At 65.7% G+C, this 14,746-nt stretch carries 18 protein-coding genes; 9 read left to right on the forward strand and 9 right to left on the reverse strand.

The features are described 5' to 3' along the window. Positions 1 to 177: 177 nt before the first annotated feature. Positions 178 to 402, reverse strand: a complete 225-nt coding sequence (locus ACX80M_RS09165; protein ID WP_459309422.1) for a hypothetical protein — start codon at positions 400 to 402, stop codon at positions 178 to 180. A 96-nt stretch (positions 403 to 498) separates the two neighbouring features. Further along, positions 499 to 684 carry a hypothetical protein gene (locus tag ACX80M_RS09170; RefSeq protein ID WP_252566883.1) on the reverse strand — a complete coding sequence of 62 codons (186 nt, stop codon included), beginning with the start codon at positions 682 to 684 and terminating at the stop codon, positions 499 to 501. Positions 685 to 945: 261 nt separating this feature from the next. Between ACX80M_RS09170 and purS the strand changes: the two genes are divergently transcribed. From purS to purL, 3 genes are read left to right on the forward strand one after another with little or no spacing between them, the layout of a single operon-like run. Next, positions 946 to 1,197, forward strand: coding sequence for a phosphoribosylformylglycinamidine synthase subunit PurS (purS, locus tag ACX80M_RS09175; RefSeq protein WP_056348600.1), 252 nt, complete (start codon positions 946 to 948; stop codon positions 1,195 to 1,197). A 1-nt stretch (position 1,198) separates the two neighbouring features. Then, positions 1,199 to 1,972 (forward strand): phosphoribosylformylglycinamidine synthase subunit PurQ, encoded by a 774-nt coding sequence (gene purQ, locus ACX80M_RS09180; protein ID WP_252610117.1) that lies wholly within the window; start codon positions 1,199 to 1,201, stop codon positions 1,970 to 1,972. Beyond that, a complete protein-coding gene (gene purL, locus ACX80M_RS09185; protein ID WP_459309423.1) occupies positions 1,969 to 4,299 on the forward strand; it encodes a phosphoribosylformylglycinamidine synthase subunit PurL in 2,331 nt (776 codons plus the stop codon). Before purQ ends, purL begins: the two co-directional genes overlap by 4 nt. Positions 4,300 to 4,369: 70 nt before the next feature. On the opposite strand, the gene ACX80M_RS09190 is transcribed toward purL, so the two are convergent. From ACX80M_RS09190 to ACX80M_RS09205, 4 genes are all read right to left on the reverse strand, one after another. Continuing rightward, positions 4,370 to 5,311, reverse strand: coding sequence for a hypothetical protein (locus ACX80M_RS09190; RefSeq protein WP_459309424.1), 942 nt, complete (start codon positions 5,309 to 5,311; stop codon positions 4,370 to 4,372). A gap of 117 nt (positions 5,312 to 5,428) precedes the next feature. Further along, positions 5,429 to 5,722, reverse strand: coding sequence for a DUF503 domain-containing protein (locus tag ACX80M_RS09195; protein WP_459309425.1), 294 nt, complete (start codon positions 5,720 to 5,722; stop codon positions 5,429 to 5,431). A gap of 30 nt (positions 5,723 to 5,752) precedes the next feature. Then, positions 5,753 to 6,070, reverse strand: a complete 318-nt coding sequence (locus ACX80M_RS09200) for a putative quinol monooxygenase (protein ID WP_459309426.1) — start codon at positions 6,068 to 6,070, stop codon at positions 5,753 to 5,755. A 34-nt stretch (positions 6,071 to 6,104) separates the two neighbouring features. Further along, the gene (locus ACX80M_RS09205; protein ID WP_459309427.1) at positions 6,105 to 6,452 is read right to left on the reverse strand and encodes a hypothetical protein; all 348 of its coding nucleotides are present in this window, start codon (positions 6,450 to 6,452) and stop codon (positions 6,105 to 6,107) included. A gap of 4 nt (positions 6,453 to 6,456) precedes the next feature. Between ACX80M_RS09205 and ACX80M_RS09210 the strand changes: the two genes are divergently transcribed. After that, complete coding sequence (locus ACX80M_RS09210; RefSeq protein ID WP_459309428.1) at positions 6,457 to 6,702, forward strand: hypothetical protein; 246 nt, start codon at positions 6,457 to 6,459, stop codon at positions 6,700 to 6,702. A 41-nt stretch (positions 6,703 to 6,743) separates the two neighbouring features. Here ACX80M_RS09210 and ACX80M_RS09215 read toward each other — a convergent pair whose 3' ends face one another. Further along, complete coding sequence (locus tag ACX80M_RS09215; RefSeq protein WP_252610103.1) at positions 6,744 to 7,328, reverse strand: DUF1990 family protein; 585 nt, start codon at positions 7,326 to 7,328, stop codon at positions 6,744 to 6,746. After that, positions 7,289 to 7,705 carry an MmcQ/YjbR family DNA-binding protein gene (locus ACX80M_RS09220; protein ID WP_252602197.1) on the reverse strand — a complete coding sequence of 139 codons (417 nt, stop codon included), beginning with the start codon at positions 7,703 to 7,705 and terminating at the stop codon, positions 7,289 to 7,291. The genes ACX80M_RS09215 and ACX80M_RS09220 overlap by 40 nt, the downstream gene beginning before the upstream one ends. A gap of 45 nt (positions 7,706 to 7,750) precedes the next feature. Here ACX80M_RS09220 and ACX80M_RS09225 point away from each other — a divergent pair, with 45 nt between their 5' ends. Then, positions 7,751 to 8,779: an isopenicillin N synthase family dioxygenase gene (locus ACX80M_RS09225; RefSeq protein WP_252602194.1), complete on the forward strand. Its 1,029-nt coding sequence runs from the start codon at positions 7,751 to 7,753 to the stop codon at positions 8,777 to 8,779. Here the strand turns inward: ACX80M_RS09225 and ACX80M_RS09230 are convergent, their stop codons facing one another. Then, positions 8,780 to 9,205, reverse strand: coding sequence for a CoA-binding protein (locus ACX80M_RS09230; RefSeq protein WP_252602191.1), 426 nt, complete (start codon positions 9,203 to 9,205; stop codon positions 8,780 to 8,782). A 273-nt stretch (positions 9,206 to 9,478) separates the two neighbouring features. Here ACX80M_RS09230 and acs point away from each other — a divergent pair, with 273 nt between their 5' ends. Genes acs through ACX80M_RS09250 form a run of 4 tightly spaced genes read left to right on the forward strand, consistent with a single transcriptional unit; the run spans position 9,479 to position 14,728 of the window. Next, positions 9,479 to 11,695 carry an acetate--CoA ligase gene (gene acs / locus ACX80M_RS09235; RefSeq protein WP_459309429.1) on the forward strand — a complete coding sequence of 739 codons (2,217 nt, stop codon included), beginning with the start codon at positions 9,479 to 9,481 and terminating at the stop codon, positions 11,693 to 11,695. After that, complete coding sequence (gene sfnG, locus ACX80M_RS09240; RefSeq protein WP_252610089.1) at positions 11,692 to 12,882, forward strand: dimethylsulfone monooxygenase SfnG; 1,191 nt, start codon at positions 11,692 to 11,694, stop codon at positions 12,880 to 12,882. Before acs ends, sfnG begins: the two co-directional genes overlap by 4 nt. Next, positions 12,882 to 14,237: an O-acetylhomoserine aminocarboxypropyltransferase/cysteine synthase family protein gene (locus tag ACX80M_RS09245; RefSeq protein ID WP_252602182.1), complete on the forward strand. Its 1,356-nt coding sequence runs from the start codon at positions 12,882 to 12,884 to the stop codon at positions 14,235 to 14,237. The genes sfnG and ACX80M_RS09245 overlap by 1 nt, the downstream gene beginning before the upstream one ends. Beyond that, entirely contained in the window at positions 14,234 to 14,728 is a 495-nt protein-coding gene (locus ACX80M_RS09250) for a CoA-binding protein (RefSeq protein ID WP_252602180.1), read from the forward strand. The genes ACX80M_RS09245 and ACX80M_RS09250 overlap by 4 nt, the downstream gene beginning before the upstream one ends. Positions 14,729 to 14,746 lie beyond the last annotated feature (18 nt).

Raw genomic sequence — 14,746 nt, forward strand, 5'->3', positions numbered from 1 at the left:
CGCGGGCCGGACTTTGGAAATGTCCAGCTCCGCGCGGAGGTCTTCTTTGGTGCTAGGAAATCACCTGGCTCAACCCTTGGGCGTTACCTGCAGGCGGTCGAAGGAGACCTGCTTGCCGTCCTTGTCCAGCACCACCACGCCGTCGCGGCCGCTCTGCACACCTGAGGGCAGGATGAACTACACCGTGTTGTCGGTGGTGGGGAAAATCCAGCCGATCCGGTAGCTCTTCTTGTTCAGGTACACGTAGTACCACTGGCCGTAGTCGAAACCCTCCAGGGTCACCTTCTGGCCGTTGCGGTACTTGTCCTGCGTGCCGAGGTCGAACGGAGCCGCCTGTTCCTCGAGGTCCTGGACGGCGAGGACAGGGACCGTCTCGGGCTGCGACGGCTGGAGAGCCAGCACCGGCACGTGCAGCGGGCACAAAAACGGGCGCCCCCGCTCAGGGACGCCCGGTTGAGGCTTGGGCAAAGACTTGAGGCGTGGATAAGGAGTGGGCGCCTACTGCCTGGGCGTCCGAACCACGTCACTGATCCACTGGCGGGTCTTTTCGTCCACGGGGCCGGCCACGCGCGTTTCCCGGGCAGCCCGGTCCGCCTTGATCTTCTGCATAACCATCCGGCCCAACCCGGCAAAAACGGCCACGGCCATCATCGGCAACAGCAGAGATTTCGATTTTTCAGCCATGCGGTAATCCTAGTGACGCTTGCTCCACGAGGCCATAGCCGCCGTCGTCCTCCACCTCCCGAAAGCCCGCCCCGCCGCGATGACTGTGGCCGATCCCACCGAATACAGGGTGCGGCGCTCGGCCCGGTAGAATGGCCTAGCAAGCTCGCGGAGCGCCCGTCCACACTGTTCGAAAAAGAACGTCCCCAGCATCCCGGAACGGCGTAAGACGGCGTGACTCCGCTGCGCCCTTACCCAATGCTCACGCACAGGAGTTGCCGGATGCCCCGGATCGTTGTTGACGTCATGCCCAAGCCCGAGATTCTGGACCCGCAGGGGAAGGCCATCGTGGGTGCACTCCCCCGTCTGGGCTTCACCAGCTTTAGCTCTGTCCGCCAGGGCAAGCGCTTTGAACTGACGGTTGAGGGCGAGGTGACCGACGCAATCCTGGCCCAGGCCCGCGAAGCCGCCGAGACCCTGCTGTCCAACCCCGTTATCGAAGACGTCGTCAACGTCGAGGTCGTCGAGGCCTGAGATGACTGAACTTCCCTTGATCGGCGAGGCAATCGCCGTCGCCGCCGAGCCCCGGCTCGCCGGTGCCCGGATCGGCGTTGTAACGTTCCCAGGCACCCTTGACGACCGCGACGCCGCCCGTGCAGTCCGGCTCGCCGGCGGCACTGCAGTGCCGCTCTGGCACGCGGACACCACCCTGGGTGACGTGGACGCCGTCGTGATCCCCGGCGGTTTCTCCTACGGCGACTACCTCCGCGCCGGTGCCATTGCCCGCTTCGCGCCGCTGATGTCCAAAATCATCGACGCCGCCAACTCCGATGCCAAGCTGCCCGTGCTGGGCATCTGCAACGGCTTCCAGATCCTGACCGAGTCGCACCTGCTGCCCGGCTCCATGATCAAGAACGACCACCTGAAGTTCATGTGCCGCGACCAGGTCCTGCGAGTGGAAAACAGCAACACCGCCTGGACCCTCGACTACACGGCCGGCCAGGAAATCACGGTTCCGCTGAAGAACCAGGACGGCCAGTACATCGCGGACGACAAGGTCCTGGACGCGCTCGAGGCTGAAGGCCGCGTGGTGTTCCGCTACGTGGGCTTCAACCCCAACGGCTCGCGCCGCGACATCGCCGGCATCTCCAACGCCGCCGGCAACGTGGTGGGCCTGATGCCGCACCCCGAGCACGCGGTGGAAGTTGGCTTCGGCCCCGAATCCCTGGACGGGATCGGCGGGTCCGACACCGACGGCCTGGGTTTCTTCACCTCCGTACTGAACAAGATTGTGGGAGGCAACAAATGACCGAGATCAATTCGGTGGTCGAGCCTATCGAGACCAAGAAGTTCAATATCGACACTGTCGAGAACGCTGCCAAAACGCCCGACACCGAACTGCCGTGGGCCGAACTGGGCCTGAAGCAGAACGAGTTCGATGAAGTAGTGAAGGTCCTGGGCCGCCGCCCCACCGGCGCCGAGCTGGCCATGTACTCCGTGATGTGGAGCGAGCACTGCTCCTACAAGTCGTCGAAGAACCACCTGCGCCAGTTCGGCGAAAAGGTGACCGACGAGATGAAGAAGGACATGCTGGTGGGCATCGGCGAAAACGCCGGCGTCACCAACTTGGGCGACGGCTGGGCCGTGACGTTCAAGATCGAGTCCCACAACTCGCCGTCGTTCGTGGAGCCCTACCAGGGTGCTGCCACCGGCATCGGCGGCATTGTCCGTGACATCATCTCCATGGGCGCCCGCCCGGTTGCCGTGATGGACCCGCTGCGTTTCGGCGCCATCGACCACCCGGACACCGCCCGCGTTATGCACGGCGCCGTTGCCGGCATCGGCGGCTACGGTAACTCGCTGGGCCTGCCGAACATCGGCGGCGAAATGGTCTTCGATTCTGTTTACCAGGGCAACCCGCTGGTTAACGCGCTGGCTGTCGGCGTGATGCGCCACGAGGACATCCGCCTCGCCAACGCGTCCGGCAAGGGCAACAAGGTGGTCCTATTCGGTGCACGCACCGGCGGCGACGGCATCGGCGGCGCCTCGGTGCTGGCCTCCGAGTCCTTCGACGACACCAAGCCGTCCAAGCGCCCCGCCGTCCAGGTGGGCGACCCCTTCGCCGAGAAGGTCCTGATCGAGTGCTGCCTGGAGCTCTTCAAGGGTTCCCTCGTTGAGGGCATCCAGGACCTCGGCGCCGCTGGCATCTCCTGCGCAACGTCCGAGCTCGCCTCCAACGGCGACGGCGGCATGGAAGTTGAACTGACCTCCGTCCTGCTGCGCGACCCCACGCTGACCCCGGGCGAAATCCTGATGTCCGAGTCGCAGGAACGCATGATGGCCGTGGTCACCCCGGAGAACATCGCCGCGTTCGAAGCTGTGATGGACAAGTGGGCCGTGGAGTACTCCTGGCTCGGCGAGGTCACCGACACCGGCCGCCTGATCATCACCTGGGACGGCGTAGTCATCGTGGACGTCGACCCGCGCACCGTGGCCCACGACGGCCCCGTGTATGACCGCCCGTACGCCCGCCCCTCATGGCAGGACTCCGTCCAGGCCGATTCCTTCACCGGCTCCGTCCAGGACACCGGCCGCCCCTCCGCGCCCGCGGAACTGGCTGCCGCCGTCACCGAGCTCGTGGCCTCGCCGAACATGTGCAGCAAGGACTGGATCACCAACCAGTACGACCGGTACGTGGGCGGCAACACCGCCCTGGCGTTCCCGGACGACGCCGGCGTGGTCCGCGTCGACGAGGAAACCGGCCTGGGCGTTGCCCTGGCCACCGACGCCAACGGCCGCTACACCTACCTCGATCCGTACCACGGCGCACAGCTGGCGCTGGCCGAGGCCTACCGCAACGTGGCCACCTCCGGCGCCGTACCGATGGCCGTCAGCGACTGCCTGAACTTCGGCTCCCCCGAGGACCCGGACGTCATGTGGCAGCTCGCGGAGGCCATCCGCGGCCTGTCCGATGCCTGTATGGTGCTGGGCATCCCGGTCACCGGCGGCAACGTCTCGCTGTACAACCAGACCGGCACCACGCCCATCCACCCCTCCCCCGTGGTGGCAGTGCTGGGCAAGCTCGACGACGTTGCCCGCCGCACGCCGTCAGGCTGGCGTGAGGACGGCCAGGCCATCTACCTGCTGGGTACGACGGCGGCTGAACTGGACGGTTCCGAGTGGGCCAACATGCGTGGTCACCTCGGTGGACTGCCGCCCAAGGTTGACCTCGCCGCCGAACGCGAGCTGGGTGAAATCCTGATCAACGCGTCCCGCGACGGCATGGTGGACTCCGCGCACGACCTCTCCGAAGGCGGCCTCGCGGCAGCCCTGGTGGAGTCCGCACTGCGCTACGGCGTGGGTGCCCGGATCGCCCTGCAGGACGTCCTGGACCGCGACGGCGTGGACCTGTTCACGGCGCTGTTCTCCGAGTCCCAGGGCCGCGCGGTTGTCGGCGTGCCCCGCTCGGAAGAGGTCCGGTTCAAGGACATGTGCACGGCCCGCGGCTTTGCCCACACCCGCATCGGCGTGGTGGACGCAGCCAGCGGCAACCTGGAGATCAACGGCGTGGACACCATGTCCCTGGCCGCCCTCCGCGAAGCCCACGAGGCGACCCTGCCGAAGTACTTCGGCTAGTACCCTCCATCGATTGCTCCGTAACTGCCCTTTTGAACCCTCATAACGGCGGTTCCGGAGCAATCGTTCGTTAAGGCCGGGGCCGCCACCCCGCCTGGACAAGGGCGGAGCGAACCTTGGCGACCGCAGGCTTGGCGTCATTGAGCATGTGCCGCTTGGAAATCCTGACTTCAGTCCACCCCAGCGTGTGGTACTTTTCAGAACGCGTGATGTCCCGGACGATCTGCCCATCCTCACCGTGCTGTTCACCTTCGTACTCGATCCCGATCCGGTACTTGCGGTAGGACAGGTCCGGCTCGTGATGGCGTATACCGTCGTCGCCGATGATCGGCACGTTCAACTCCGGTTCCGGCAGCCCCGCCCTCACAATGGCCAGCCTCAACAGAGTCTCCTGCGGCGAGTCAGATCCCACGCGGATGAGTCTGATGGCTTCCTTGGCCCTGCGTAGCCCGCGCTTTCCCTTGTGCCTGTCGATCATTCGCTGCAGATCAGCCAAACTGCAAAGCGGCATGTCCCTGTCCTCAAACGCCGCCCTCGGCACGCGAACACAGCTGTCCCCCATGGCCACAAGCTCGTCCACCGTGAGCATTTCCGCCATGTCCAGCCAGGTTCGCTCCGGAGTGGTCACGGGAATCCCGTCAACTGTGGCGACCTCATCGCTGTAAAGCTTCATGCGGTGCACAATGACGTGCGGCCTGTTCAGGTGTGCCGATCCCTCAGGCCTGATGACATGAAACATCTCTGGAGTCCCCTTCTGCTGACGTCGCGGCAGCAGAAGCATCTCCGCCGCGGTGAGGTGCGACGCGGCGCATCGCTCATTGACCTCGATGAAGGGCCGGACCCTGTCAGTCAAGGGGAGCTCCGCCGTCGGGCTTTCCGACCGGATCCCCTTGCCGAGCCGATGCAGTGTCCGGTGTCGCAGCCGCTTGTGCGACACTCCGGCGCGCACCGCCTCGACAACTGTGAACGGGCGGTCCTGTAGTTCCTCGGGCAGCGGGCGCTGGGTCTTCATGGATTCATCAGAGCAGAATACGGTGTGCGCTGCAGAAGTTATCCACAGCCTTCATCGATTGCTCCGTAGGCGCCGTTTTGGGCACTCAAAAGGGCGCCTACGGAGCAATCGATGGGGTCAGTCGTCGCTGCGGAGCTCCCGCTGCCTTGAGCTGAGCAGTTCAAACTCGGGCCGGGCGGCCACAAAGCGTTCGACGGCGGTGAGCACCTCCACGAGGTGCGCCCGGTCTGCTGCCACCAGGCCGGCGCCCACCTGCGAGCACCGGTACTGGTCGTGGTCCCCCACCTCCGCGACGGACACGTCGAAGCGGCGCTTGAGCTCGGCCAGCAGCGGCCTGATGACGGAGCGTTTCTCCTTCAGGCTCTGGACGTCGCCCAGGAGGATGTCGAATTCAATCCAGCCGATCCACATGCAGTAATCGTATCGATCGCTCCGACGGGGTCAGATGGTGAGTCTGCCCATCCGGTCCCAGCCGTCGCCGTCGAGCTGGCGGCTGATGATGTGCGGCGTCTCAGCCAGCGCCTGCGGCATGTCCGCCATGGCCTGCTTGAAGTGGGTGCTGTTGACGTGGTCTCCGGCGGCGTCGTCCTTGAAGGCTTCCACCAGGACAAACTCGTTGGGGTCATCCACACTGCGGGACCAGTCGAACCAGAGGTTGCCGGGCTCCGCGCGTGTGGCTTGGGTAAACGCGTCCACGAGGCCGAGCCAGCGCTCGGACCAGTCGGGTTTGACCTTGAATTTCACGACGATGAAGATCATGCGGTATTCCTTCCGTTGCAGGGGTATGGGTTGTTCAACCTGCGGCCAGGGCAAGGTCACAGGCCTGGATGGCCTCACGTGCAGCCTGCTGCTGCGCCGGGGTTCCTGCCCGTTCCGCCCACTGTTCGGCCAGCTGGAACTCCACCAGCGCCTCGGTAAACCGGCCGGCACCGTGGAAAGTCCAGCCGAGGTTGTTGTGCAGCGCCACCATCCAGCGCCGTGTGTGCGGATCGTGGGCGGTGGACGCGTATTCGAGGGCGCTCCGGGTCCACAGTTCAGCGTGGGCGGAGTCTGCCAGGGCCAGCACGCGCAGCGCGTCGACGGCGAGGAACTCCTCGCCGAGGTGGTCGCCGAGCTCGGCTGCCTGTTCGAACAAGGGCACGGCCATGGCCATGGCCGCTGGAGTTCAGGACGCGTCCGCGTTCCAGCAGGATCCGCACTCCGACGGTGGGTTCTTCCTCGCCGTCCACGGAGTCCAGCAAGGCATCCGCCTCCTCGTAGCGGCCCTGCAGGCCAATGGCCCGGCCAAGCTGCGTGGCGAGTTCGGCCTTTTCGTACGTGTCGTAGGTCGGGTCAGTAAGGGCGTCCCGGAAGCGCTGTTCGGACAGCTCGGGATCCCCAAAATTCCATAGGCGGTCAAGGGTCGATTGGTCCAGCATGTACCTTCTCCTGATCAGCTTTCACCTGCGGCGAGTTGGCGTGCCCCTCCAACGTATCGCGAAGTGATGTGCCGTTGCGCCGCCCGGGCCAGCAGGCCTCCCGCCTGGTAGAACCAGTTCGCGTGCCTGCTGAAGGCGGTGATCTTCAGGAACACCAGCCCGTCAGCGCCGATCTCAACTTCGAAGGCTTCCTCGCCGCGTTCAGGATGGCCGGGCAGCGTGCCGTAGCCGAAGCCCGCTGACTGGGGGCCGTCTCCCGGCACCGGCCGCCGCACCCAGACCACCTCGCACGGGGCATTGATACGGAAAGGCCCGACACCGAACCCGCTCACCACGCGAGCGCCGGGGATCACGACGTCGGACTCGGTCCGGACGCGCAGTCCAGACCGACGCTGCAGTTCCCATATAAGGATTCCGTGCGCCACCCGGCGGTAGACCGCCGGTCCATCGCCCAGGTACTCCCGCGATACGAGGCAGGGGTAACCTTCCGGCGCCCGGCCGTGTTCGGTGAAGCCGATGCCCGGATAGTTGAGGCCGCCGGGAGCCAGGCGCTTCCCCGTCAACGGGGCCCGCCCGAAGACCCGGACAGCCGCGCCCACCCCAGCTGCTCCTGCTGCTTGCGGCTCAGGGAGACCACCACCAGGTCGTAGGAATCCTCCACCATGTCCCGGACCATGGCATCAGGCAGGTTTCCATCCAGCCGCACGCCGTTCCAGTGCGTCTTGTTCATGTGCCACGCGCCGGTGATTTCAGGGTGTGCGGCCCGCAGCTGCTCAGCCAGGGCGGGTTCACATTTCAGGCTCACGGACCAGTCGTCGGGGTTCATGGCGGACGCGGCAAACATCTTGGCTTCATGCCGCGCGCCACCTGCCACGGCAGCCCGGACCTTGAACACGGAGGTCTCCGGGCCGAAGGGAAAATCCTCGAAGGCACCGGGAAATGACAGGCATATTGCCTTGAGTTGGGCTGCGTCCATGGACCGAGCCTACAAAGCCCTTCCCGGCGGTGCTAGTCTGCGAAGATGTCACCCGATCAGGCCACCATTCCCGTTCTGGACATGAGCGCCGCACGCCAGCCGTACGGCTCCTTCAGCCCCGAATTCATTGACCAGCTGCGGGACGCCGCCCACAACGTGGGCTTCTTCCAAATCACCGGTTACGGCGCCGCCCCCGGCCAGGCCGACGAGCTGCTGGCCCTCATCAAACGCTTCTTCGATCTGCCCCTCGAGGAGCGGATGAAGCTGGACAACAGGATTTCCCCGCACTTCCGCGGCTACACCCGGATGGGCACCGAAGTCACGCAGGGACGGGCCGACGCCCGCGAGCAGATCGACTACTCCCCCGAGCGCGAGCCCGTCCACAACTATCCGGCCGACCAGCCGTACTGGCTTCTTCAAGGGCACAACATGTGGCCCGATGAGGCGTTGCCGGAGCTCAAGCCGGCGGCCATGGCCTGGGCCGACCTGATGTCCAGTGTGGGCATGGAGCTGCTGAGGGGCATCTCGGTTTCCCTGGGACTGCCGGAGGACCACTTCGACGAGCCCTTCGGCAACGAACCCGCGTGGATGGGCAAGCTGGTGCATTACGTCGGCGGTGTGGTGGAGGCGGCCGGGAACCAGGGCGTTGGCTCCCACGCTGACTACGGTTTTGTCACCCTCCTCCTCCAGGACGAGGTGGGCGGCCTCGAAGTGCTGCCGCCCGGGACAACTGAATGGGCGCCGGTTGAGCCTGTTCCCGGGGCACTCGTGGTGAACCTGGGCGAAATGCTGGAGGTGGCCACGGAAGGATTCCTTGCCGCCACGATCCACCGGGTCAAGGCGCCGCCACCGGGCGTGGACCGCTACTCAGTCCCGTTCTTCTGGTCGCCGCGGCTGGACGCTGTCATCGATCCGGTGCCGCTGCCTCCGGAGCTCAAAGCCCAGGCACGCGGCATCTCCGACGATCCGTCCAACCCGATGCTTGCGTCCTTTGGCCTGAACATGCTCAAGGGCCGCATGCGCGCCCATCCCGATGTGACCGAACGCCACTACCCGGAGCTGATGCAGCGCTGATCAGAGGTTGTACTTCCACGCCTGCTGCGCGGGGCAAACGTCCATCACCACGTCCAGGCCGGCGGCCTTGGCACGGTCCACTGCCGCTTCGTCGATAACACCCAGCTGCAGCCACACGGCTTTGGCGCCCACGGCAATTGCCTGGTCCACCACCGCACCGACCTTCTGCGAGTTCACAAAGCAGTCGACGACGTCGAGGGGTTGCTTTTCGGAGGGAATTTCACCCAGGGTACGGTACCCGGTTTCGCCGTGGACGGCGTCGCCGGGAAGGTTGACGGGGATGATGTCCATCCCGAGCCGGTCGCGGATAAACAGCGAGGTGTCGTAGGCGGCACGCCACTCGTTGGTGGTCAGGCCCACGATGGCCCACCGCCCTTTGTTTCGCATCAGGCGCTCAATAACGGCAGGATCGTTGACGTGGACCATGATGCAAGCGTACATCGTCCCCTGAGCGGCCCCTGATCGAATATTTGAATGAATAGCTGGCGTCAATACTCGCGTGAGCGAATATTACGTCCCACAGACCATGATTTGGCGCAAGGCATGCGGTTCGGCTGTAGTGGTAGTGACCATCCCGAGCGGCCGAGAGACCTGGATCGATGAAGCCGCAGCATCCCTGACCAAACGCTGTACCCGTTGAGGCGACCATCCTCGGCACACAGCGAAGGGTGCTACCGCCAGGATCGATGGAGCACATCTATGACATCAGAAGTATCCTCTGCCACGCCTTTATCCACCCCGAGTCCCGTCAGCGCCGCAGCAGCGGCCGCCACACTGGGCTCTCCCCAATCCACTTCGAACGCGACGGCGGTCGAAGCAGGGCTGCGTGACGCGCCCGGCCCTTCCAGCAGCTCATCGGGATGGTCCTCGACCGAGCCCAACGACGTCGCAGTGCACGGCGCACCGTCGGGAGGGCCGGCGCGCCACAGCAGCACCATCACCACTCAGCACACGGCGGAGCACGAAGAAACACGCGGCGAAGCCCAGCCGGACAATGTGGCATTTTGGGAACAGCAGGCCCTCCGCCTGGACTGGGCGCAGCCCGAAGGAATCACAGGCAAGCCGTGGCACACGGCCCACCGCCGCGTCCCGGCCGACCCCGCAGCCGGCAAAGGCCCGGAGATCACCTGGTTTGAGGGCGGCAAGCTCAACGTCGCCTACAACTGCGTGGACCGCCACGTAGCCAATGGCCGCGGCGGCACGGTGGCCCTCCACTTCGAAGGGGAGCCCGGGGACCGCCGAGCCATCACGTACGCGGAACTGCAGCGCGAAGTCTCCAAGGCCGCCAACGCCCTGCTGGCCCTGGGCATCACCAAGGGTGACCGCGTGGTCATCTACCTGCCGGTGATCCCCGAGACCGTCATCATCACCCTCGCCGTGGCCCGCATCGGCGCCATCCACTCGCTCGTTTTCGGCGGCTTCTCCGCCGAAGCCCTGAAGTTCCGCGTCGAGGACACGGGCGCCAAGCTCCTGGTGACCACGGACGGCCAGTTCCGCCGCGGTGTCGCCGTGCCCGTCAAGGACAACGCGGATGCCGCCGTCGCCGGGGACAACGCCATCGAACACGTGCTGGTCATCAACCGCACCACGGCGCCGGAGGACCTGGCCGCCGTCCCCATGATTAAAGGCCGCGACGTGTGGTGGCATGACGCCGTCGGGAGCGCCGCGGAAGTCCACGAACCGGAGGCGTTCGACGCCGAAACGCCGCTGTTCATCATGTACACCTCCGGGACCACCGGCAAGCCCAAGGGCCTGGTCCACACCTCCGGCGGCTACCTGACCCAGGCGTCCTGGAGCTTCGAACACCTCTTCAGCAACCCGGACCCCGCACTCCGCGACCAGGATGTGCACTGGTGCACCGCGGACCTCGCCTGGGTAACGGCGCACACCTACGAGATCTACGGCCCGCTCTCCAACGGCGCCACCCAGGTGATCTTCGAGGGCACCCCCAACACCCCGCACCCGGGCCGCCACTTCGAAATCATCGAACGCTACGGCGTCACGCAGTACTACACCGCGCCCACCCTGGTCCGCTCCCTCATGGGCTGGTTCCCGGACGGCGTGCCGGACAGCTACGACCTCTCCTCCATCCGGATGCTCGGGACCGTGGGCGAAGCCGTGAATCCCGAGGCCTGGCGCTGGCTGCGCCAGAATGTCGGCGCCGGCACCGCACCCGTGGTGGACACGTGGTGGCAGTCCGAAACCGGCGCCACCATCCTCTCCCCCGCCCCCACGGATACCGAGTTCAAGCCCGGCTGCGCGGCCCGCCCGCTGCCGGGCGTCAGTACCAGGATCGTGGACGACGCCGGCAATACGGTGCCGCCAGGCGTCCAGGGTTTCATTGTGGTTGACACGCCCGGGCCCGCCATTGCGCGCACCGTCTGGGGCAACCCCCGCCGCTACTACGACTCCTACTGGAGCCAGTATGTGGAGCAGGGCTGGTTCCTCGCCGGCGACGGCGCGAAGTACGACGCCGACGGCGACATCTGGATCCTGGGCCGCGTGGACGACACGCTGAACGTCTCCGGCCACCTGCTGTCCACCATCGAGATCGAGTCGGCGCTGGTGTCCCACCCGGACGTGGTGGAGGCCGGCGTCTGTCCGGTGGCCGATCCCAAGACCGGGCACGCGATTGTCGCCTTCGTCGTACTAAAGCGCGGGGTTTCGACAAGCTCAACCACCGAGGAGCTCCGCAACCACGTTGCGAAGGCGATCGGCCCGATCGCGAAGCCGCGCGACGTCGTCGTCGTTCCTGACGTACCGAAGACGCGCAGCGGCAAGATCATGCGCCGGCTGCTCACCCAACTATTCGAGGGGACCGCCCTGGGCGACACCACCTCCCTCCAAAACGAACCGGCGATCGCCGGAATCCAGGACGTCCTGCGCGAGCGGGCCCTAGTAAAGGAAAACTCATGACAGACATCAGCAACGTTGCCCGCCTTTCAGAGCCGCTCAAGTTTGCGTACTGGGTGCCGAACGTTTCCGGCGGCCTGGTGGTCTCCACCATCGAACAGCGCACCGGCTGGGACTTTGACTACAACAAGAAGCTCGCGCAGATCGCCGAGAACTCCGGTTTCGAATACGCCCTGACGCAGACCCGATACGCCGCCTCCTACGGAGCCGACAAGCAGCACGAGGCCACGTCCTTCTCCCTGGCCCTGCTCGCCGCCACAGAGCGCCTCAAGGTCATCGCCGCCGTCCACCCGGGCATGTGGCACCCCGGTGTGCTGGCCAAATACATCATCACCGCGGACCACATCTCCAACGGCCGCGCCGCCGTCAACATCGTCTCCGGCTGGCTCAAGAACGAATTCACCAACTTCGGCCTCGACTGGCTGGAGCACGACGAACGCTACGTCCGCACCGAGGAATTCATCAAGGTGCTGCGCGGACTGTGGACCGAGCAGGAGTACAGCCAGGCCGGCAAGTACTACAACATCACGGACTTCACCCTGAATCCGGCCCCCGTCGACGTTCCCGGCCGCGCCCACCCCGAGGTCTTCTTCGGCGGCAACTCGACGGCGGCCCAGGCCACCGCGGGCCGCGTGGCTGACTGGTACTTCTCCAACGGCAAGGACCTGGAAGGCTTCAAGGAGAACATCGCCGGCGTGGTGGCCGCTTCAGGTGAGACGAAGCGCGGCACCGACGGCGCCCTGGCCGCTCCCCGGTTCGGCCTCAACGGCTTTGTGATCGCCCGTGATTCCGAGAAGGAAGCCCGCGATACGCTGCGCGAAATCGTTGAGAAGGCACACAAGCCGGCAGTCCAGGGCTTCCGCGACGCCGTGCAGGAAGCCGGCGCGTCCACCAAGGACGGCAAGGGCATGTGGGCCGACTCCAGCTTCGAGGACCTGGTCCAGTACAACGACGGCTTCAAGACCCAGCTGATCGGCACCCCGGAGCAGATCGCCGAACGGATCGTGGCTTACAAGAAGATCGGCGTGAACCTCTTCCTCACCGGCTACCTGCACTTCCAGGAGGAAGTCGCCGCCTTCGGCCAGGACATCCTGCCGATCGTCCGCGAACTCGAAGCCGACCTGGCCCGCAAACACGGCACCGAGCTCGATCTCTCCAACACACCTGTAGCCGAGTCGGTGGCTGTCTGATGGCTGACCGCAAGTTCGGTTTCCGCACCCGCGCGCTGCACGCCGGCGGCACTCCCGACGCCGAGCACGGCGCCCGTGCGGTGCCCATCTACCAGACCACGTCCTTCGTGTTCAAGGACACCCAGGACGCCGCCAACCTCTTCGCCCTGCAGAAGTACGGCAATATCTACTCCCGCATCGGCAACCCCACCGTGGCAGCGTTCGAAGAGCGCATCGCCTCGCTTGAGGGCGGCATCGGAGCGGTGGCAACGTCGTCGGGCATGGCCGCGGAGTTCATCACCTTCGCCGCGCTGACGCAGTCAGGCGACCACATCGTGGCGGCATCCCAGCTGTACGGCGGCACCGTCACCCAGCTGGACGTGACCCTCCGCCGCTTCGGCGTGGACACCACCTTCGTTCCCGGCACCGACCCCGCGGACTATGCCGCGGCGGTCCAGGAGAACACGAAGGCGATCTTCGTCGAGGTGGTGGCCAACCCGTCGTCGGAAGTCCAGGACCTGGCGGCCCTCGCGAAGGTAGCGCACGACGCCGGCGTCCCCCTCGTGGTCGACGCCACCTTGAGCACGCCGTACCTGGTGCGCCCGATCGAACACGGTGCCGACATCGTGATCCACTCCGCCACGAAGTTCCTCGGCGGGCACGGCACCACGCTGGGCGGCGTGATCGTGGAGAGCGGCCGGTTTGATTGGGGCAACGGCAAGTTCCCCACCATGACCGAGCCGGTGGCGTCCTACGGAAATGTCTCCTGGTGGGGCAACTTCGGCGAATACGGCTTCCTCACCAAGCTGCGCTGCGAACAGCTCCGCGACATCGGCCCGGCACTTTCCCCGCTCTCGGCGTTCCAGCTGCTGCAGGGCGTGGAAACCCTGCCGCAGCGCCTGGATGAGCACCTCAAGAACGCCCAGGCAGTGGCCGAATGGCTCGAGGCCGATCCCCGCGTGGCCTACGTCAACTTCTCCGGGCTTCCCTCGCACCCGCATTTTGAGCGCGCGAAGAAGTACCTGCCCCTGGGCCCCGGCTCTGTCTTCTCCTTCGGCGTGAAGGGCGGCCGCACGGCCGGGCAGAAGTTCATCGAATCCCTACAGCTGGCCTCACACCTGGCCAATGTAGGCGATTCCCGCACCCTGGTGATCCACCCGGGTTCCACCACGCACCAGCAGCTGAGCCCGGTCCAACTGGAATCGGCGGGCGTTCCCGAGGACCTGGTCCGCATTTCCGTGGGCCTGGAGGACATCGACGACATCCTGTGGGACCTGGACCAGGCACTGGACGCGGCCTCGGTTTCGACGGGCTCAACCACCGAGGCGAGCTCAACCGCCGAAGCGGATTCCTGCACGGTTGGAGCGAACGTATGAGAACCGGCGAACGTACCTGGACCGGACCTTCCGCTCCGGAGCGCCTGAACCTGCTGCGCGCAGCCACCTCGATTGCGATCGTGGGCGCCTCGGACAAGCCGTCCCGGGCGAGCTATTTTGTGGCAACCTACCTGCAATCGTCCACGCGGTACAAGGTGTACTTCGTGAACCCCGTGGTCAAGGAGATCCTTGGTGAACCGACGTACGCCTCACTGGCCGATCTTCCCGAAAGCCCGGACATCGTGGATGTGTTCCGCAAGCACGGTGACCTCCCGGGCGTCCTGGACGAAGCCGTCGCGGCGGGCGCCAAAACCCTCTGGCTGCAGCTCGGCTCCTGGCATGAGGACGTGGCCACGGACGCGGAAGCCGCCGGGCTCAACGTGGTGATGGACCGCTGCGTGAAGATCGAGCATGCCCGGTTCCACGGCGGGCTGCACCTGGCCGGCTTCGACACCGGCGTGATCTCCTCCAAGCGGCAGTTGCTTTCCTGACGGAGATGCTCTTCCTGG

Source organism: Pseudarthrobacter sp. MDT1-22, from assembly GCF_054511035.1.

Bases quoted from the DNA above. Each gene is read 5' to 3' on its own strand.
- ACX80M_RS09170 (WP_252566883.1), bottom strand. From the start codon at position 684: ATGGCTGAAAAATCGAAATCTCTGCTGTTGCCGATGATGGCCGTGGCC.
- purS (WP_056348600.1), top strand. From the start codon at position 946: ATGCCCCGGATCGTTGTTGACGTCATGCCCAAGCCCGAGATTCTGGAC.
- purQ (WP_252610117.1), top strand. From the start codon at position 1,199: ATGACTGAACTTCCCTTGATCGGCGAGGCAATCGCCGTCGCCGCCGAG.
- purL (WP_459309423.1), top strand. From the start codon at position 1,969: ATGACCGAGATCAATTCGGTGGTCGAGCCTATCGAGACCAAGAAGTTC.
- ACX80M_RS09190 (WP_459309424.1), bottom strand. From the start codon at position 5,311: ATGAAGACCCAGCGCCCGCTGCCCGAGGAACTACAGGACCGCCCGTTC.
- ACX80M_RS09195 (WP_459309425.1), bottom strand. From the start codon at position 5,722: ATGTGGATCGGCTGGATTGAATTCGACATCCTCCTGGGCGACGTCCAG.
- ACX80M_RS09200 (WP_459309426.1), bottom strand. From the start codon at position 6,070: ATGATCTTCATCGTCGTGAAATTCAAGGTCAAACCCGACTGGTCCGAG.
- ACX80M_RS09210 (WP_459309428.1), top strand. From the start codon at position 6,457: ATGGCCATGGCCGCTGGAGTTCAGGACGCGTCCGCGTTCCAGCAGGAT.
- ACX80M_RS09220 (WP_252602197.1), bottom strand. From the start codon at position 7,705: ATGGACGCAGCCCAACTCAAGGCAATATGCCTGTCATTTCCCGGTGCC.
- ACX80M_RS09225 (WP_252602194.1), top strand. From the start codon at position 7,751: ATGTCACCCGATCAGGCCACCATTCCCGTTCTGGACATGAGCGCCGCA.
- ACX80M_RS09230 (WP_252602191.1), bottom strand. From the start codon at position 9,205: ATGGTCCACGTCAACGATCCTGCCGTTATTGAGCGCCTGATGCGAAAC.
- acs (WP_459309429.1), top strand. From the start codon at position 9,479: ATGACATCAGAAGTATCCTCTGCCACGCCTTTATCCACCCCGAGTCCC.
- sfnG (WP_252610089.1), top strand. From the start codon at position 11,692: ATGACAGACATCAGCAACGTTGCCCGCCTTTCAGAGCCGCTCAAGTTT.
- ACX80M_RS09245 (WP_252602182.1), top strand. From the start codon at position 12,882: ATGGCTGACCGCAAGTTCGGTTTCCGCACCCGCGCGCTGCACGCCGGC.
- ACX80M_RS09250 (WP_252602180.1), top strand. From the start codon at position 14,234: ATGAGAACCGGCGAACGTACCTGGACCGGACCTTCCGCTCCGGAGCGC.